This is a genomic window from Arthrobacter sp. AL12 (assembly GCF_029960645.1).
GTDB lineage: Bacteria > Actinomycetota > Actinomycetes > Actinomycetales > Micrococcaceae > Arthrobacter.
The window spans coordinates 78,791-97,682 of sequence record NZ_JASBQY010000014.1 but is presented as its reverse complement, the minus strand read 5'-3'; the positions used below and the strand labels follow the sequence as shown (position 1 = coordinate 97,682).

16 protein-coding genes and 1 pseudogene are annotated in these 18,892 nt (G+C 65.4%); 11 read left to right on the top strand and 6 right to left on the bottom strand.

The window, feature by feature from the left end; translation table 11 throughout:
- Positions 1-34 precede the first annotated feature (34 nt).
- A complete protein-coding gene (locus tag QK291_RS14650) occupies positions 35-556 on the bottom strand; it encodes a hypothetical protein (protein ID WP_282383162.1) in 522 nt (173 codons plus the stop codon).
- Positions 557-902: 346 nt separating this feature from the next.
- On the opposite strand from QK291_RS14650, the gene QK291_RS14645 reads away from it, so the two are divergent.
- Positions 903-1,166 (top strand): type II toxin-antitoxin system prevent-host-death family antitoxin, encoded by a 264-nt coding sequence (locus QK291_RS14645; protein WP_282383160.1) that lies wholly within the window; start codon positions 903-905, stop codon positions 1,164-1,166.
- An 8-nt stretch (positions 1,167-1,174) separates the two neighbouring features.
- On the top strand, positions 1,175-1,561 hold the full coding sequence (locus QK291_RS14640; RefSeq protein ID WP_282383159.1) for a type II toxin-antitoxin system VapC family toxin: 387 nt from the start codon (positions 1,175-1,177) through the stop codon (positions 1,559-1,561).
- Positions 1,562-1,636: 75 nt separating this feature from the next.
- Here the strand turns inward: QK291_RS14640 and QK291_RS14635 are convergent.
- A pseudogene (locus QK291_RS14635) lies at positions 1,637-2,158 on the bottom strand (DUF6226 family protein); the annotation flags it as partial.
- A 673-nt stretch (positions 2,159-2,831) separates the two neighbouring features.
- Here QK291_RS14635 and QK291_RS14630 point away from each other — a divergent pair.
- From QK291_RS14630 to QK291_RS14605, 6 genes are all read left to right on the top strand, one after another.
- The gene (locus QK291_RS14630) at positions 2,832-3,722 is read left to right on the top strand and encodes a hypothetical protein (protein WP_282383158.1); all 891 of its coding nucleotides are present in this window, start codon (positions 2,832-2,834) and stop codon (positions 3,720-3,722) included.
- A gap of 3 nt (positions 3,723-3,725) precedes the next feature.
- Positions 3,726-4,730: a hypothetical protein gene (locus tag QK291_RS14625; protein WP_282383156.1), complete on the top strand. Its 1,005-nt coding sequence runs from the start codon at positions 3,726-3,728 to the stop codon at positions 4,728-4,730.
- Positions 4,731-4,914: 184 nt separating this feature from the next.
- Positions 4,915-6,357, top strand: a complete 1,443-nt coding sequence (locus QK291_RS14620; RefSeq protein WP_282383154.1) for a DUF3375 domain-containing protein — start codon at positions 4,915-4,917, stop codon at positions 6,355-6,357.
- The gene (locus QK291_RS14615) at positions 6,354-7,034 is read left to right on the top strand and encodes a DUF4194 domain-containing protein (RefSeq protein WP_282383153.1); all 681 of its coding nucleotides are present in this window, start codon (positions 6,354-6,356) and stop codon (positions 7,032-7,034) included. Before QK291_RS14620 ends, QK291_RS14615 begins: the two co-directional genes overlap by 4 nt.
- The gene (locus QK291_RS14610) at positions 7,031-10,447 is read left to right on the top strand and encodes an ATP-binding protein (RefSeq protein WP_282383152.1); all 3,417 of its coding nucleotides are present in this window, start codon (positions 7,031-7,033) and stop codon (positions 10,445-10,447) included. The genes QK291_RS14615 and QK291_RS14610 overlap by 4 nt, the downstream gene beginning before the upstream one ends.
- A 44-nt stretch (positions 10,448-10,491) precedes the next feature.
- On the top strand, positions 10,492-11,850 hold the full coding sequence (locus QK291_RS14605) for a DUF3322 and DUF2220 domain-containing protein (RefSeq protein ID WP_282383151.1): 1,359 nt from the start codon (positions 10,492-10,494) through the stop codon (positions 11,848-11,850).
- A 3-nt stretch (positions 11,851-11,853) separates the two neighbouring features.
- On the opposite strand, the gene QK291_RS14600 is transcribed toward QK291_RS14605, so the two are convergent.
- A complete protein-coding gene (locus QK291_RS14600; protein WP_282383150.1) occupies positions 11,854-12,831 on the bottom strand; it encodes a type II toxin-antitoxin system PemK/MazF family toxin in 978 nt (325 codons plus the stop codon).
- A 243-nt stretch (positions 12,832-13,074) separates the two neighbouring features.
- On the opposite strand from QK291_RS14600, the gene QK291_RS14595 reads away from it, so the two are divergent.
- Positions 13,075-13,272, top strand: a complete 198-nt coding sequence (locus QK291_RS14595) for a hypothetical protein (RefSeq protein ID WP_282383149.1) — start codon at positions 13,075-13,077, stop codon at positions 13,270-13,272.
- Positions 13,273-13,566: 294 nt separating this feature from the next.
- On the opposite strand, the gene QK291_RS14590 is transcribed toward QK291_RS14595, so the two are convergent.
- A complete protein-coding gene (locus tag QK291_RS14590; protein WP_282383148.1) occupies positions 13,567-14,076 on the bottom strand; it encodes a hypothetical protein in 510 nt (169 codons plus the stop codon).
- Positions 14,077-14,472: 396 nt separating this feature from the next.
- Here QK291_RS14590 and QK291_RS14585 point away from each other — a divergent pair, with 396 nt between their 5' ends.
- Both QK291_RS14585 and QK291_RS14580 read left to right on the top strand, forming a co-directional pair.
- The gene (locus QK291_RS14585; protein ID WP_282383147.1) at positions 14,473-14,625 is read left to right on the top strand and encodes a hypothetical protein; all 153 of its coding nucleotides are present in this window, start codon (positions 14,473-14,475) and stop codon (positions 14,623-14,625) included.
- A gap of 113 nt (positions 14,626-14,738) precedes the next feature.
- Positions 14,739-16,319 (top strand): alkaline phosphatase D family protein, encoded by a 1,581-nt coding sequence (locus tag QK291_RS14580; protein ID WP_282383146.1) that lies wholly within the window; start codon positions 14,739-14,741, stop codon positions 16,317-16,319.
- Positions 16,320-16,513: 194 nt separating this feature from the next.
- Here QK291_RS14580 and QK291_RS14575 read toward each other — a convergent pair whose 3' ends face one another.
- On the bottom strand, positions 16,514-17,626 hold the full coding sequence (locus QK291_RS14575; protein ID WP_282383145.1) for a DUF6226 family protein: 1,113 nt from the start codon (positions 17,624-17,626) through the stop codon (positions 16,514-16,516).
- A 314-nt stretch (positions 17,627-17,940) separates the two neighbouring features.
- A complete protein-coding gene (locus tag QK291_RS19070; RefSeq protein ID WP_348994582.1) occupies positions 17,941-18,330 on the bottom strand; it encodes a hypothetical protein in 390 nt (129 codons plus the stop codon).
- Between the last annotated feature and the right edge of the window lie 562 nt (positions 18,331-18,892).

Here is an 18,892-nt window from a genome sequence, read left to right as displayed (position 1 = left end):
GCACCAGGGGTGCCGGGGCTGGTCCTCAGGCAGTTCAGCGGCTGCGGGACAGCCCCGAGACGGCTAGCCGACGCGGCGCTGGGTCGACCTGCGCCGCAGGAACACGAACACTCCCGCGGCCGCTGCCAGCAGCCCGGAAAATCCCAGTCCCCACCACAGCGGACCGGTGCCGCCCGACGTCGAGGCCTCCTGCGGGGCGCCCGCAGCGGCAGCGGCCGAGGTCTGGATGGAGGGCTCCGACGAGGGCTCCGCGGCAGCGGCCGTGGCATTCGGCGGCGGCGAGTTCCCTGGCGACGTCGCACGCGGCGGGAGGGGCGCAGGTATCGATGCCGTCGGAGAGCAGGATGATGGATCGCGGGCCATTCACGTCGGCCAGCGCCTCGCTGGCCGTGCGGAGGGACGCCCCCACCGGGGGGTAGCCGGTGGCCTTACTCCCGTCGACGGCGGCGGTCAGCGCCGCTTTGTCCACAGCGCCCGCCGGCGCCAGGGTCCGGATGTCGGCGCACCCGGCGGTCTTGGAGGACGCTGCGGAGTCGGAGCCTGTCCCGTGGACCATCAGCCCCATCCGGGCCGAGTCCGGGACCGCGCCGAAGAGGTCTTTTCACCGCGGACTTGGCGGCGTCGATCCTTAGCCAGGGGGCGTCGTCCTGCACCATCGAGCCGGAGGCGTCGAGGACCACCATGACGGGGACGGATTCTTCTGCGGCCGCGGACGGCGGCGCCGGCAGCAGGATCTCGGCCGGCGCCAGCGCGACGGGAGGGCCAGGGCTGCTGCCGCTGCCGCGGTGCGCCTGAACTGGGACGGTGGTTCCACGAGTTCGCCGGTAGCTCCCCGGGTGGCGCCGGGACACCGGCCCTATGCACCTCCGCCTCTGCTTGCTACGATTGCTACGGAGGCAGCCATGACAACCATCCCGCACCGTGAACTGCGCAACCAGAGCAGCAAGATTCTTGAGCGCGTGAAAAACGGCGAAACCATTGATGTCACAAACAACGGCGAGATAGCGGCCACGCTGATCCCTCCGTCCTCCTCCCCCTTCGAGCGGCTGCTGCTGGCAGGGCAGGTCCGGCCGCCCGCCGGGGTCGTGGACTTTCAGGCGTTGCCGCGCGTCAGCCAGTCCACCGGCACAGCTGAAATCCTGGCCGACCTCCGCGGGGACCGTTGATCATCTACGTGGACACCTCTGCTGTCCTGAAGCTGGTGGTGGAGGAAAAGGAATCACCCTCCGCCGCCAGGTACCTCTCAGAAGCTGCGGCCCGCGGCGACAAGCTGGTGGCATCCATGCTGCTCTACACGGAACTGCATTGCGCAGGGCACCGGCGCGGCTTCCCCGCCGCGCTGATCAATTCCGTGCTCGGCGGGATCAATCTGGTGGACCTGGCGCGCTCGGACCTGATGTACGCGGCTGCCCTGCCCGGAGGGTTGCGGAGCGCGGATGCCATCCATCTCGCGGCGGCCATCCGGCTGCAGTCCGACATGCTGGTTGCCTACGACGCCGAACTGCTGGCCGCAGCGGTCGACGCTGGCCTCAACGTCCTGTCCCCGGTTTTCCCTGGTTGAACGTTCCCTGAGCCGAGGCCGAACCCCGCTCAAGCTATGCCCGAGGCTCCGGCGCCAGCTCCGGCGAAGCGGCCACGGACTCCATCCGCCAGCGACCTCCCGCAGCCGGACCTCAGCGGCGTGCAGGCGCTCGGCGCTGGCCGGAGGGGGTTCGCCCTGTCCGCTCTGCAAGCCGGAGCCGTCGAACGCCGTCAGGGCGTATTCGCTCAACCTCCGGCTGCCCACCGGGTAGCGTTCGCTGTAGCCGCCGGCTGCGACCGAGAGCACCAGCATTTCGAGCCGGTCCGCTGTGGTCTCAACCGTTTCGTCGCAGGCATCGCAGCCGCACACCGGAAACGGGAAATCGTGCAGCACCCCGGCGTGCACCACGGCTCCCGGATACCCGGTCAGCACAAACGTCAGGGCCGCCGCCCCGGCAGCCCGCGGGGTGACTTTGACCGCCTGCACCATGCCATCACGCTCCCTCAGCAGTTCCCTCGCATGGGCCGGATCCTCCTGAACGTCGACGTCGTACACGGCTGTGAGATGGTCGATCAGGGCACGGGCGACGACGTGGAGCCCGGCGAACCGCTCGGGATGACTGTCCACGCCGTAGGAATCCGGTCGGGGCTGTCAGCTCCCCACTGCCGGCCGCAGATAATGGGCTCCCCCTGAGGGGCGTAGTAGGTCTCAGCCGGCAGGGCGGGTCGGACGTAGCGGGGCTGACCTGGAGCCGGTGGAACCGGGAGAGGCTGTACTGGTGGGGAACCATCCAGGATTTCCTGGGCCCAGTCCGAGAGCACGGCAATGATCCCGCGGACCGCGTCGTCGTCCGCCCTGCGCAGTGCTTCCAGCAGGCGGTTAACCTCGAACGCCTTCCCACGGTTTCCGACCGTGGGGGGCCCCTCGTAGGCGGTCCAGTGCGCGTCCGGCCGCCGCCGGGCGATGGTATTCCCGGCGAACACAGCCGCAGCCGCACTGAGGGTGCTGTCGTCCGCAAGCTGGGAGCTCACCGTGTGCAGGGAGACTCCGTATCAACAGCTTCGTCACAACCCGGGGCAGTCCGGGGGCACAACGCAGGTCGCGCAACATGCCGCGGAGGTTCGTGGTGGGCAGGTCCCGGAGAGTCCGGAGTCACGCCGTAATCCCGAGGGATAGGGTGGCGCATACGCCCCGATGCGCAGGGACGGCCGGACTGGCCGCAATGCAACTGGCCCGCACGCGCACTCGCATCGGAAGCCGTTGCATTCTGGCGCGGTTTGCGAGGTCGTCTCAATTGGGGGATATGGGCTTGGATACACACGGAGAATTACAGCAGCGGCCTTCGCGGCGCATGAGAGTCATTGCCATTTCGCTGGCAGCAGTGCTGCTGATCGCCCTTGGAGCTTGGTTTGCCGGTTCGCGCATGGCTGGAACGGAACGGTCGGACCTCGTCCATCTCAACAACCAGCGTGCAATTGTCGCCAACTCGATGAACCTGTACGAGCCTCTGGTGAACAAATTTACAACGCGATATACCACTGCCTTTTCAGACGAAATCTCTGATGAGGGCAAGCAGCGGGCATTTGATGAAGAAACCGGAAGGCTCAAAAATGAATCGCGCATAAATCTGGATCGCCTGCAAAGAATGGATTCATCACCTGCGCTGCACAAGCAGGAGGTTGCCGACGCGTTCAATGAGTTCAAACGGGCGTACAGCGCGGTAATCGCCTACAACGATCAACTCGTGATCAACTCGACAGGTATTACCCGGTCGGTTGGCGGGGCATGCTCATCCATACATTCAAAATTGAATGTCAGTGGCGAAAAATACGCCGAGGAGTATGTGAAGGCCGCCGACGGATGCTTGGCGGCACTCTCATCGGCCAAGGAGGGTAGTGGCCAGGAAACAACTAAGCTGCTCTCTGCCGTTGAGGGGATCATTCAAAAGCAGCGGGACAGCGCGCAAAAGGTGGTCGGGAGCACAGGCGAATTTGAGCGTTCTGCCGCAAGCATCGAGTCCGCACTGGCGCTACTGGAAATCAACAAACCTCTCAATGACGCGCAGCGGACATACGAAGCTGATGTACTTATGAAGCAAACCGAGGTTGTTGAAAAGGCAAACAAGTCAAATACCGAATTCGAACGGATCTTGAAGGATAGCCTTGAGTCCGCCGGTCAAGAATTGAAGAGTGAGGGATAGGCCATGACTACCAATCTGATCCGCGGAAAAAACCGCAAAGGGTTTGTCCTACTAGCCGGCGTTATTGTCTTTCTTCTTATGACCGCCTCAGCTATTTTCGCAGTGACCAGCGCATCCAGGCAGCAGGACAGAGACAGCCTCCTGCAGCTCAAGGAAGAGCAGTTGAAGACACTTCTTGACGCTAGAGGCAAGCTACCACCAGCGGTGAATACGTACATAGCGGCGTATAAGAAAGCACACCTCGCCGCTGGTTCACGAGACAAGGCCGAGCAGGACTCGAAGAAGGAGCACGGCGAGTTTAAGCAAGCCGAAGCTTCCGCGCGCAATGCAATGGGGACATTGACCGCTGGCCGCGGTGTTGGAGGGGGTAAGGTGAGTGATGCCATCGCGCAGTACGAGGATTCCTATCTGGGTTTTGTGGACTACATGACCGGACTCGTCGACTCATATCCCCAATATCAATCGTTGTTCGGAGAAGGCGACGCGAGCTGCCAGGGCATCTTTGTCGGCAATAAAGCGGCCAACCTGAGTGAGCGCGAGACTCTCCTTACTGAAGCCGCCGGCATTTGCCGCAACGCCACTGAAGAACTCGGGCAGTCTCAAAACTCAACGTACGCTGAATATGCCCAGCGAGTGGAAAACCGGGTAGGGCTCATGGAACTCGATGCGACATCCACGGCAAAGGCGGAGGAGAATCTCAAAGCGTTTACTGCGACAAAAGATCAGCTAGTGCAGAAAGTGGACGAGGCAACAGCGAGGAAGGCTTCGGCCGAAGAACTGCTTGGTCTTGCTGACGAGGCGAAGAGTCTAAATAAGACGATTAAGGCCAGCAAATCAGAGTTCGACTTTGCTGCCAAGCGGTACACGAAGACGGTGAAAGAGATGCCCTCATTGCTCGAGGACGTATTCTCGAAGCACGTTGCAGGCGAGATGAAGCACTTCGATTCCGTGATTCCACTGCGCTCAACGGTGCTGGAAGCAGTTATTGACGATCTGCTCGTCGAATAGCCGGACTCCCTGCCCTACGCTGCCATCACCATGTGGTCCTCCGAGTAGGCCGGCACGCCGCCCCCGGCCCCACCCCGCACTAAAATAGAGACGTCGGCTTCTCCTCCACAGCCCGTCTGTGATCGCATGTACCTTAGGCCTTAGACCCGCCTTAAACCCCTGCACGCACCGCACCAAGGACACGATGGACTACTACGCAATCAATTCGCTGCGTGAAAACCACGCCGGATGGTCGCTCTTGCGCGCGCAGAACGCCCCGCTGGCGGTCTCCTTCTTCATGAAGGCCTTCACCGGCCCCAACCAGCGCGACATCGGCCGCCAGGACCTCATCGACCATCTCGACGACGTCCTGTTCGGCCTCCGGGACGACGTCGGCGAGGACAAGTTCCCGCGCCCGGCCGCAGAGTACCTGGACGACTGGGCCGCCCCGGAGCGGGCCTGGCTGCGCAAGTACTACGTGCCCGGCCAGGATGAGCCCCGGTACGACCTCACCGCCGCGGCGGAGGACGTGGTGCACTGGGTGGAAAGCCTGCGCGGCCGGGACTTCGTGGCCACCCAGTCGCGGCTGACCAGCATCTTCGCCGTCCTCAAGGCCCTGGTCCAGCAGTCGGAGACGGACCCGGAAGTGCGGCTGGCCGAGCTCCAGCGCCAGCGCGACGGCATCGACGCGGAAATGCAGCGCATCCGCGACGGCAACATCAGGGTCATGACCGCCCCGGAGGCCCTGGACCACTTCCAGCAGCTGACTTCCCTGGCCAAGGACCTGCTCTCCGATTTCCGCGAGGTCGAGCAGAACTTCCGGAAACTGGACCGCCAGGTCCGCGAACAGATCGCCACCTGGGACGGGTCCCAGGGCGATCTCCTGGAGACCATCTTCGCCAACCAGCAGGACATCAGCAGTTCCCTGCAGGGACGGACGTTCCAGGGCTTCTGGGACTACCTGATGTCCCCGCAGCTGCGCACCGAACTGAAGGACCTGCTCCAGCGCGCCACCCGGATCGAGGCGCTGGCCGGCACCGAGAACCTCCAGGCCGTGACCAACCTCCACCAGGACTGGCTGCCCGCCGTCGAACAGACCCAGGCCACGGTCCGCCAGCTCTCCCAGCAGATGCGCCGCCTGCTCGATGACAAGGTCTTCCTGGAGAACAAACGCATCATGCAGCTGATCCGCAGCGTCGAATCCGGTGCGCTGGGCACCCGGGAGGCGCCGCCGTCGGGCGTCTTCCTGGACATCGCCGCGCCGTCCGTGGACGTGGCGCTGCCGTTTGAGCGGCCCCTGTACGAGCCGAGCCGGAAGGTGATGGTGGACGACGACGTCGTGGCCGCCGACGACGCGGACGTGGACGCCGGCGCCCTGTTCAGCCAGTTCCACGTCGATACGCAGCGGCTCCAGGCCAACATCGACGCCGTCCTGGCCGGCGCGGAGCAGGCAACCCTTGCGGACATCACCGACGCCCATCCGCTGCGGCAGGGCCTGGCCGAGATCGTCGCCTACTACCAGCTGGCCACGGAGTCGGAGTGGGCCGACATCAACGCCGAGGCCACGCAGCAGCTGTCCTGGCAGCTGCCGGACGGCAGCATCCGCGAGGCGACCATCGACCAGATCATTTTTGGAAGGCCAGCATGAACCCCGCCGGAGCGCCGGACACCAGGACAGCCGAATCCCCGACGCCGGAGGAGCTTCCCGGCGTCGTCACCCGTCTCTTCAAGGGTGTGGTCTACGCCGAAGCGGACGAGAAGATCTGGCAGTCGCTGATTGCCCTGACCTCCCAGGTCCGCGACTACGTGTCCGTGCTGGGGCTGGACCTGATCCTGGACGAATCCGAGGGGTACGCGTTCCTGAAGTCCCGGGAGGACCCGGACGGAACCCTCCCCCGGCTGATCCCGCGGCGGCAGCTGACGTTTAATGTGAGCCTGCTGCTGGCCCTGCTGCGCGGCCGGATGCTGGAGTTCGACACCAACTCCAGCGAGCTCCGGCTCATCATGACCGAGCAGGAAATTGCGGACATGGTCTCGGTGTTCCTGCCCGAGTCCAGCAACGAGGCCCGCATCCTGGACCAGCTCGGCGCCAACATCAAAAAAGTGGTGGAGCTGGGCTTCCTGCGCAAACTGCGCGGACAGGCGGGCACCTACGAGGTGGCCCGGATCCTGAAGGCCTACGTGGACGCGCAGTGGCTGGAGGAGTTCGACGCGCGGCTGGCGGACTACCGATCGTCGCTCACCGGCGGCGGCGCCGGGGCCGGGACCGGCGCTGGTCCTGGCACCGGCGCTGGCCCTGAGGCAATGGAAGGGGAAAGCAAATGACCGCTGAACTGAAAACCGACCTGCAGGACAGCCTCTTCAGCCTGGAGGAACCCGGCCAGGACTCCACCGACGACGCCGGGACTCCCCCGGGCTTCCGGCTGCACCGTCTGGAGCTGCTCAACTGGGGCACCTTCCACCAGGGGATCCGCACGTTCCGGCTGGACGGCGCCAACAGCCTGCTCACCGGCGACATCGGCTCGGGCAAGTCCACCGTGGTGGATGCGATCACCACCCTTCTCCTGCCGGCCAACAAGATCGAGTACAACAAGGCCGCCGGCGCGTCGAGGAAAGAACGCAACCTCATGTCCTACGTCCGGGGCTTCCACAAGAGCACCCGCAGCGCCGGGGGTGAATACTCCAAGCCGGTGGCACTGCGCGGGACGGGAACCCTCACCGTGGTGCTGGCCGTGTTCCACAACGCGGTGCTGGGCAAATCGGTCACCCTGGCGGTCACGCTCTGGGCCATGCAGGAGGCCGGCACACCCAACCGCTTCTACTCGCTGGCGGAAAAGGACATGTCCATCGCGGCGGACTTCGCGAACTTCGGCCAGGACCCCGCCCTCCTGAAGCGAAGGCTGAAGGCCGCCGGCGTCACCGTCCATGACTCCTTCGACCCCTACGCGGCGGCGTTCAAGCGGCAGTTCGGCATCGGCGGGAACCAGGCAATGGAGCTGTTCCACCGCACCGTCTCCATGAAGCAGGTGGAGAACATCACGTCCTTCGTGCGCACCAACATGCTCGAGGAAGACGACGTGGAGGCCCGGATCAGCAACCTCATCCACCACTTCGATGACCTGAAAAAGGCCCACGACGCCGTGCTGCGGGCCAAGGACCAGATCGGCCTGCTCACGCCCATCAGGGAGGGCTCCGCCCAGCACGCCCGACTGAGCCGCGAGGACGAGACCGCCCGGGCCCAGCGGGACCAGCTGCATCCGTGGTTCACGGACCGGAAGCTGACGCTGAGCCGGGAGCACCAGGCGGAGCTGGCGGACACCGGAGTCCGGCTGCGCGAGGACGGCGGCAAGCTGTCCACCGCGATCACCGCCCTCCGGCACGACCTCACCGCTGTCAAGGAGGACATCCGCAGCAACGGCGGCGGCCGGCTGGCCGCCATTGATGCCGAGGTCACCCGCCTAGCCGGGGAATCCCGCACCCAGCGGCAGCGCTTCGACAACTACACGGAAGCCGCCGCAGGCCTGGGCCTGCCGGCCGCCGGGGACCGGGTGCTGTTTGACGCCAACCGCGCCCGCCTCACCGCGGTGGAAGCGGAGCTCGGCGAGAACTCCCGCGGGCTGCAGGAAAGCCGCACCACGCTGACCATCGAGCGGACCACGCTCACCGAGCGCGCCGCCGAGATCGGCGCTGAACTGACCAGCCTGCAGTCCCGCCCCAACCTGCTGCCGCGCCCCCAACTGGAGCTCCGCCGCCGGCTGTCCGACGGCACCGGCATACCAGAAAACGCGCTGCCTTACGCCGGCGAACTGCTCCGGGTCCGCGACGGCGAGGCCGAGTGGGAGGGCGCCGCGGAACGCACCCTCCACGGGTTCGCGCTCTCCCTGCTCGTCCCCGCCGAGCACTACCAGGCCGTGAGCCAATGGGTGGACACCAACAACCTCCGGGGCCGGCTGGTGTACTTGAAGATCGGCGAGTCGCACTCCCCCAGGGCCGCCGAGCCGGGGACGCTGGCGGCCAAGATCGCCATCAAGCACGGCACGCCGTTCCGCGACTTCCTGCTCGACGAACTCAACAGCCGCTTCGACTACTTCTGCTGCGAGAACCTGGAGGACTTCCGCCGGTACCCCAAGGCGTTGACCCGTAACGGCCAGCTCAAGGGCGGCCGCGGGCGGCATGAGAAGGACGACCGCAAAGACCTGGCGGACCGGCGCAACTATGTGCTCGGCTGGGACAACCAGGACAAGGTCACCCGCTTCCTCGCCGAGCAGGACGAGATCCGCGGCCAGCTCCAGGCCAACAAAGACCGGCTCGGCAAGGTGGACCACTACCTCGGTGCGCTCGGGCGGCAGAACCAGCAGCTCGGAACGGTCCGGTCCGTGACGGAATTCGCCGAGATCAGCTGGCAGCTCACCGCCCGCCGGATCGAGGACCTCAAGCAGGAGAAATCCGACCTCGAGTCCGCCAGCGATGTCCTGCAGCAGCTGGCGGCCCGCGAGCAGGAGATGACGGAGCGGCTGGGGCGCCTGGAGGACCAGGCGGACAAACTCCAGCGCCGGATCGGCGCCAACGAGGAGGCGGCCAAGGAGATCGCCGCCGCGATCGAGGAAAGCGCTGCCGTCCTCGCCGAGCAGCCCCTGACGGACGACGCCGGGGTGCTGGCCGCCGTCGGACAGCTCGCCACTGCCGCGCTCGGGGACAAACCGCTGACGTACAAGAACACCGCGGCGGTGGAAAGCACCGTGCGGGCCGGGCTGACGGACATCATCGACGCGCTGGTCAAACGGATCGCCCGCACGGCGGAAAACACGGTGCGGCTGATGGCCGACTTCCGGAACAAATACCCGAACGAAACCACCGAAATCGACGCCGCCCTCGAGGCCGCCGGGGACTACAACCGGCTGCTGGAGCAGCTGGCCAGCAACGACCTGCCCCGCTTCGAGGCCCATTTCAAGGACTCGCTCAACCAGAACACCATCCACGAGGTGGTGGCCTTCAACGCCTTCCTGGACAGCCGCCGGCAGGACATCGTGAACCGGATCGGCGAAATCAACCTCTCGCTGGCCGGCATTGAGTACAACCCCGGCCGGCACATCCAGCTGGAGCACCAGAACACCACGGACCTGGACGTCCGCCAGTTCGGGATGGACCTGCGGGCCTGTTCGGAGGGCACCATCGGGGACGAGGAGCAGTACTCGGAGCAGAAGTACCTGCAGGTGGCGCGGCTGATCGAAAGGTTCCGCGGCCGGGACGGCTACACCGCGCTGGATGAACGCTGGACAGCCAAGGTGACGGATGTGCGGAACTGGTTCACCTTTTCCGCGTCCGAGAAGTGGACCGAGACCGGTGAGGAGTTTGAGCACTTCACCGACTCGGGCGGCAAATCCGGCGGGCAGAAGGAAAAGCTGGCGTACACCATCCTCGCCGCCGCACTGGCGTTCCAGTTCGGGCTCGGCTCCGGAAAAGCGACGGGAAGGAACGCCGGCGCCGGCCGCAGTTTCCGGTTCGTCGTCATCGATGAAGCCTTCGGCCGCGGCTCGGACGAGTCCGCACGGTACGGCCTGGAGCTCTTCCAGCGGATGAAGCTGCAGCTGCTGATCGTCACTCCGCTGCAGAAGATCCATGTGATCGAACCGTTCGTGGCCCACGTCGGCTTCGTGGCCAACACCAACGGCGACGACTCCCAGCTGCGCAACATGACCATCCAGGAATACCGGGACGAACGGGACCGGCGTGCCTAAGCGGCGTCCCGAGGGCCCCGAACCGGGCTCGGGAAGGGACCGCCGTGCCGGCTGAATCCCCGGCCGGGCGCGCGCAGGGCTGGACCACGCTGGCGATGCTGCGCGCCCAGTCGCAAAAGGCCTGGGACAGCGGGACGCTGCTGCGCGAGCTGCTGGATCCCAGCGGCGCCTATCCACGCCGCCGCCCGCTGAAACGTCCGACGGCGGCCACCCTCCGCAGTGACTACGCTGCGGCCCGGGCCTGGGCGGCGGAGTTGTTCGCTTCCGTTGGTCACTTCTCGCTGGAGACCGCGGAGGTGGGCCGAAGCACCATCGGAGCCAACCTGCTGCCGGCTGCGGCGGTTTTCGACTCCGCGGAGGATGAGATTGCGTTTGTGGGGAAGGCGAAGGACGCGGCGCGGTTCCGGAGGCTCGCCGACGGGTTGTTGGAGCTGAATCCTTCCTTCCGCCACTGGGCGCTGAAGCGGCCAGTGCAGCTACTGGAACTCGGCGCCGACGCGCTGACCGCCGCCCGGGTGGCCCTTTGGCTGCGGGACAACCCTGACCCCGGCGTGTATGTCCGGCAGCTCAGCCTGCCCGGGGTCCACACCAAGTTCATCGAGAAGCACCGGAAAGTCATCGGTGAGCTGGCCGCGGAGCTTCGCACCGACCCGCCGCTGCACTCTGCCATCGCCGACGCCGCCGCGGGCCCCCGCGCTGATGTCCCCGTGCACGCCGATTCGGACGATCTTCTTCCGGAGGGGACCACCGAGCCGGGGTCGCTGTTGGGGCAAACAACCGCCCGGACACCGGCGTCACGGTTCGCGGCGCGGCACGGATTCCTGCACCAGCCCGAACTCGTCAGGTTCCGGGCGCTGGACCCAGGGCTCAAACTGCTGGGCGAGGCACAGGACCTGACCGTCACGGCGGAGGCGTTCAGCACGTTGAACCTGCCTGTCAAGAGAGTGATCGTCACCGAGAACCTGGTAAATTTCCTAGCCTTACCGGAGGCGCCCGGCACCCTCGCCATCTACGGCGGAGGGTACGGGTTCTCGTCGCTCCGGGACGCGGAGTGGCTGCGCGACTGCGCGGTCCGGTACTGGGGTGATGTCGACACCCACGGCTTCCGGATCCTAGACCAGCTCCGGTCCGTTCACCCGCATGTGGTCAGCGTGCTAATGGACGAGGAAACGCTACTGGCCCACCGTGATGCGTGGGGCACCGAGCCAACTCCGTCACGGGCCTCGCTCACCAGGCTGACGGCTGAAGAGTCTGCGCTCTATGATGCGCTGGGCGGTGACCGCTACGGCCAGTCGGTCCGGTTGGAACAGGAACTGATTCGCTGGGACTGGGCTGTCGAACGGCTGCGGGGCGAACCCCGTCCAACCATGTGGGCTCCGCCCGAGGCCGGCGCCGGCGAGTGAATCTCAGCTCCCCAGACCTAGAAAAATGGCAAGGGACTGCTCAACTGCAACCATCGTCTTGGCATCCACTCGTCCCATTCGCTGCCCAAGGTTGGCGCGAGGCACCGTTGTCAGCTTGTCCACCATGATCTGGCTGACGCGCTCCAACCCGGTCAGCTGTCCTGGCTCAATGGTCAACCTCAGCAGTGGCGCGTCCGTCAACTGGGACGTCAGCGGCAAAAGGGTGATCGACTCAGACGCCGCAAACAGGTCATCAACATTCACGAGTTCGGCCCGGCTCCCCGTCTGCAGGTCCTCGGTAAGGACCAGCGCACCGACCTGGGGACAGTGATATTTATACTCCCGTGCATCCTTTTCAAGCGGCGTCCAGTCGTAGACCTTGACGCAGTCGGTGTAGGTGCCGGATTTGGTGGTGACGGTCTCGCCGGTAGCGACCGTGTCCGTGATGTCTTCCGCATGACCCGCGTAGAACTCCTGCCGGTAGGAATCGCCAACGCGCTGCTCGGCCTTCATCCAGACGCCGGCTTTAGCCCCGTCCCGTCCATGCAAAAAGCTGCCGGAGTGGTTCAGCAGCATCCCGTTCCAGTAGTTGTCCACGTCCTCGCCGAAGTACCACACGTCGCCGTTCTTGTGCTGCGCCAGATAATCCCGGGTTTCCTCTACGAGCTGCCCGTTCTTGAATTCCCTGTCCAGATACACCACCGTCTCCACGCCGTCTATGGTCATAGTCTCCGGCAGGATTTCGATTTCAACCCTCTCGGTGACCTTGCCTTGCTCCGTGGTCTCATAAGTCAATTTCTTCCCGACCGGAAGGGCGAAGTATTTGTTGGTGATGTTGGTGCTGAAATCGGCAGGGTTGATCTGCGGGCTGTACTCCGCGGCCCTGCTCCGAGTGGTGTTGTTGAAGGCAAACAGTGCCACCCCGCCATCAACCAGCAACAGGACGCCGAGAACAACGAAGAGTTTGGTACGTGGATTCATGACCTTTCCCAGTCCTTCCGGGTAGAAATTCCTGCAGGGGGTCAGCGCACCGTTGCTTGCCCGCGGCCTTAGCAAGAAGGTAGTGCAGTCCGCACTGAACGAAAACACCCATTGCAGACTGGCATCTGATGGGGCTGCGCTATATGACTCGTTGAGAGCGGTCAGGTCGGGGACGGTCAGTGAGGCTGGAACAGGAGCTGATTCACCGGCACCGGGCGCCTGAAAGGTTCTTCTCCCTCCGGGATGCCTACCGAAGACAAGTTGCCGCGCCAGGCCTCGGAGTACCTAGACGGCTGGGCCGTCCCGAAAGAGTCTGGCCTCATCCAGGGCCAGGACGAGCTCCGATACGATCTCTCGGCGGGACGCGGCGAACGCGACTTCGTGGCTCCCAGACCGCTCACCAGCGTCCTTGCCGTTCTAGCGAAGTTGGTCCAGCAGTAGGACGCCCGATCCTGAGGTGCGGCTCGCCGAACTACAGCGCCAGCGCGACGGGATCGACGCCGAGATGCAGCGGACCGAGACGGCAACAGACGCGTCATGACAGGCCCCGAAGTGCTGGATCATTTCCAGCAGCTGACCGCCCTGACAAAGGACCTCCTCTCAACTGAGTGCCGTTCTCGACGCCATGAAAGCTCGCCGTCGACAGTCGGCGTCTTGTGTTGGTCGGTACCACTGGCCAGCACAAAATATCGCCTGGGCAGCAGGTTTCTCCTGATGCCCAGGCGATGATTCCACCTAGCTCAACTCTGCACAAATGTCCCGCTGGGTACCTGATTGCTTCTGGAAAGGCTGTGTCAAGGTGTAATTTTTGTCAGTGGCGAATTTGACCAGCCCCGTGTACAGGACAGTGGACGGGCCGCCAACGTCGACCTTGTCGAACAACAGGACCAGGTTTGCACCCGAAAGCGCCCACTGGATTTCGCCCGTTGTGGCGTCCGTGGCAGTCCTGGTGACTGAACCCTTCGTATCGAAAGTTACGGTCTTGCCGGTATCAACGTTCGTCACAGATATGGTCGTCCCGCTGCCAGCAACGATGGTGTAGATGATGCCGTCCTTGAGCCGCGTCATGCGGGTGCCTTGGTTCCCGCCACTTGACTTGACGGTGATGTTAAAGCCAGCGCAGGCAGGATACCCAAGGTCGGGCGGGGCGGCTAGGACCGATTGTGGAACGGCCAGCGTCATTACTGTGAACAGCGCCGTAAGCAGCAGACGCCACAAGTATTTCCTCATTTTGGTTTCCTTCATTTGCCTAGAGTTGTGCGAGTTGGGCTGGCGCACCGCCAAAAATGCCAAAATCTGGGGAGGTGACCGATCACCGGACGAACTCCGGGTCGTGCCCTGTGTGCAGCACCGGAACATGCTGTGTGACGTCGCTGGCCGGGATCCGACCCACGGGCCAGCCTACGTAGGCCCCTCGACTAGGGGTAAGGGACCAAAGACCTGGGCGGTGCGAAGGAAGACCGTCCCGGGAATCATGCCGCCGTTTTGTTGGCAGCGTCATCGGTGACGGACCGATCACTTGAAATGAGTATGTTGCTCGTATTCCCTGGGGGGTCTGGCGTCCGCAGAAGGAATGCGGCCGTTGGGTGTCACCCCAGTGGACCCGCTCGACGACGCCCGAAACAGAGTCCCTGGGGGGATATGGTCGCCACCGTCGGACAGTTCATCGCGGCGGCACGCGAGGACAAGGCGCTGACCTACAAAAACCCCGGGGCGGTTGAAGGCACTGCCTGCTTGCTCGGGCCTACATACACGATCGACGCGCTGTCCAAGCGCATCGCAGGGAGGCGTTGAGCCTGGAGAAAACGAGCCTGCAGAAACCCAGTCAACAGATCTTGTCACGTCGTTAACGGCGCGTTCACACTGTCCACAGAACCCGTCCAACAGGCCTCCGTACGGTCGAAGGCATGGACAACATTTCACGCAGATCCGTTCTTTCCGCAGGCCTCGGGGCCGGGCTCGTCGCCGCCTGGCCGGGTGCCGCCGTCGCCGTTTCCACCGCGGACGACGCCGGCCTCCGCACCGATCCGTTCCTGCTCGGCATCGCCTCCGGCGAGCCGTGGCCGGACGGCTTCGTGATCTGGACGCGGCTGGCGGTGGACCCGGTGGCCGGGGACGGCCTGGGCGGGATGCCGTCTCGCAACGTCGCGGTGGCGTGGGAGGTGGCGGAGGACGCCGGAATGCGCAAGGTGGTCGCGCGCGGCGTCGAGCCTGCCCGGATCGAAACCGCGCACTCGGTGCACGTGGAGCTGCGGGGCCTGCGGCCTGGACGTGAATACTTCTACCGGTTCCGCACCGGACGGCACCTCAGCGCAGTGGGCCGGACGCTGACCAGCCCGGCGCTGCACGAGACGCCGGCGGCGCTGGCCATGGCGTTCGCCAGCTGCGCGCAGTACGAGCACGGCTATTTCACCGCCTACGCGCGGCTGGCGCAGGACCAGCCGGATCTGGTGCTGCACCTGGGCGACTATCTGTACGAGTACAAGAAGGACAGTTACGTGATCGGCGGCGGCAACCCGCGCGACCACGAGGGTCCCGAGACCACCAGCCTGGCCGGCTACCGGCAGCGGCACGCGCAGTACAAGGCCGACGCCGACCTGCAGGCCGCGCACGCGGTCGCACCCTGGCTGGTGGTCTGGGATGACCACGAGGTGGACAACAACTGGGCGGACGAGATCCCGGAGAACACCGACGCGGCCCAGCTGAACGACACCACCGAGCGGTTCCGGCAGCGCCGCACCGCCGCGTTCCAGGCGTACTACGAGAACATGCCGCTGCGGGCGTCCTCCGTGCCGGCCGGGTTCGACATGAAGATCTACCGCACCATCCAGTGGGGCCAGCTGGCCAACTTCCACATGATGGACACCCGGCAGTACCGCGATGACCAGCTCGCCGGTGACGGCTGGAAGAAGAACGTGGCAGGCCGCCTCGCCGAGGACCGCACCATCACCGGCGCGGAGCAGGAGAAGTGGCTGCTGGACGGGTTCCGGAACTCCACCCAGCGCTGGGACATCCTGGGCCAGCAGGTGTTCTTCGCCGAGCGGGACCGCAACCAGGCGCCGGAGATCGACGACGTCTCCATGGACGGGTGGGACGGCTACGCCTCCTCCCGCCGCCGCATCACCCAGGGCTGGGTGGACGCCAAGGTGCGCAACGCCGTCGTCCTGACCGGAGACGTGCACCGCAACTGGGCCAACGACGTCAAGGTGGACTACAAGGACCCGGCGTCACCCGTGGTGGGCTCGGAACTGGTCTGCACGTCCATCTCGTCCACCGGCAACGGCACCGGCTCCACCACGGACGCGACCATGGCCTGGAACCCGCACCTGAAGTTCTACAACGACAACCGCGGCTACGTGAACACCCGCATTACCAAGGACGCCTTGACCGCTGACTTCCGGGTGCTCGACTACGTCACGACGCCGGGCTCCCCCGTCCGCACAAAGGCGGCCTTCACAATCCGGGACGGGGTGCCAGGGCTGCAGTAGCGGCGGTAGACGTCGCTTAGGGAAAGGCCCGCGGCCACCCTCGCCGCGATGCTGTGGCATCTGTGGGTCACGCTCGTGCGCCCGGCGCGGTGACGCTAGGTTCCCGGCGGGCTCAACACCCCGTTCCCGGACGGGCAAAGGCCGGCCATCTCCTGAGCCAAGTCCGGTTCCGGGCTGGGCACAGGCGTCCGGTGTCAGCTTCGGCGCGGGGGCCAGGGTTTCCACCCGACCGGGACCTCCCGCAGCGTGATTTCCGCGGCGTGCAGGCGCTCGGCACTGGCCGGAGGGGGTTCGCCCTGACCGCTTTCCGAGCCGGAATCGTCAAACGCAGCCAGGGCGTATTCGCTCCACCGCTTGCGGCCCACCGGGTAACGTTCGCGGTATCCGCCGGCCGCGACCGAGAGCACCAGCCGCTCCAGCCGGTCCGCTGTCGTTTCCACCGTTTCGTCGCAGGCGTCGCAGCCGCAGACCGGAAACGCGAAGTCATGCAGCACCCCCGCGTGGACCATCACCCCCGGGTACCCGGTCAGCACAAAGGTCAGCGCCGCCGCCCCGGGATCCCGGGGGCTGACCTTGACCGCCCGCAGCACATCCCGGCCCGCCCTCAGCAGCTCGCCGGCATGGGCCGGATCGTCCTGGACGTCGACATCGTACACGGACGTGAGGTGGTCGATCAGGGCACGGGCGACGGCGTGGAGCCCGGCGAAACGCTCGGGGTGGCTGTCCACGCTGTGGGACTCCGGATCGGGCGCACCCGCGCCCCATTGCCGGCCGTAGGGAATGGGCTCCCCGTCGCGGTTGTAATAGGTTCCAGCCGGCACGTCGGGCCGGACGTAGCGGGGCTGCCCTGCTGACGGGAACACCGGAAGGGGCGGCCTTGCCGGGGGCTCCTCCGGCTCTTCCTGGGCCCAGTCCGCGAGCACGGCAAGCAGCCCGCGCTCGGCATCGTCGTTCGCGCTGCGCAGAGCTTCGAGCAGGCGGTGAACCTCGAACGCCTTCTCGCGGTTTCCCACCGTGGAAGGGGCCCCTTCATAGGCGGTCCACTTAGCGTCCGGCCGGAGCCGGGCGATGGTGTTCCCGACAAAGACCGCAGCCGCCGCGCGGAGGGTGCTGTCGTCGGCGAGTTGGGAGCCGACGGTGCGCAGGAACCGGATGAGCCGTTCAGGGTCAGCGGCCAGCTCATAGGCCGGGACTCCCTGCGCCGAACAGAAGTCAACGAACGAGCCATAGCCTTCCAGGTGCCGGACCACGGCGGGGCCGGGACCTTCCCGGTACAGCGCGGTGCCGCGCGGTATCGGTTCAGGCATTCCGGTGGGCTGCCCTTCGAACAAGTCCTCTGCTGTCCCCATAATCGCCGATCCTAACCCCCCGAGCTCCTCGTAGAGTTCGCCGGCGTTCGTACCGGCGTTCGCCATGGATGCCATCGCGAAGCGCACCTCTCCCGGTATCATCGCCACCGGCCCGCCACCCGCCTGCGACCGAGGACGAGGGTCGAGCGGGCCGCTTCGAGGTCGTCGTCGGACCGGGGTTTCTCGCCCCGTTGCCTGTGGGAGGTATCGGCAGACCGTGGCGCGGGAGACTCCGAGCATCTTGCCGATGTCTGAAGCGCCGTTGCCCTTGCCTAACTCGTCGGCCGCAACGAGGTGATCATCCTCCTGATATCTCGGTACTCGGGAGTGTCCGCGTACTTCTTCGCCTTCTCCAGATACGGCAGGGTTGCGTCTCCAGGCGTCACGTTGTTGGCGGGATCGTAGAACGCCCCGAACATGGCAGAATTGGGCGGCCAGAGGAAGAAGTGGAACATATAGCACGCAGAATCCCCCGTTGGTACCGGGCCGGTCACGATGCCGTAGGCAGCTCCCGGCGTATCCGCTGGCCCGGGATCCTCTGCGTTGCCGCGGGTCTCGAACACGTACCGGGGCACGGCACCGTTCTGCGTCAGCGCCGTCATCTCCTGCGAGTCCAGGATGGAGTAAGGGTACCGCTCCGTACAGGTGGAACCCGTGGCCATGTTGGTCCGGAGAGTAGCCAGTGGCCTCCCGGCCTGGTTCTTAACCTCCGCGAATACGCCACCACCTTCTGCCAGCTCACCGGCGGGATCCCTGACGGTCCATGCGGCGGGCAAGTCGAATGTCAGCTGGCCGTCCGCCGTCGTGTACTTAGTCCAGGCCGCCGACGCTATGGGGGCTCCAGCAGCGCTCTGTGACCCAACCGACGAGGGCCCTTGGCTCGGTGCTGCGGTTGTCACCACGGAGGCGGCGGGTCCGCTCGCAGTGTCCGACGCCGGCGGCGCTGCCTGCTGACCACATCCGGAAAGCGACAAGGCGAATAGAACTGCCGCGGAAACCAAAACGCTGGACGATCTTGATCTGCTCATGTGACCCTCCCGGCGCCGACGATGGTCCCCTAAGTGTCGCGCCCTCCGGAACTTTTAGCGACGTACCTCTGCGAACTTTGCGCCGGTCAAATACCCGCTGACGGCATCCCCACGCACCCCCGTGTTGTTGCCACGGACCTGGCGCCCCAATCGCGGTCCAGGACAATAAGATCGGATTCCTCCGCAGCGTTCTTAA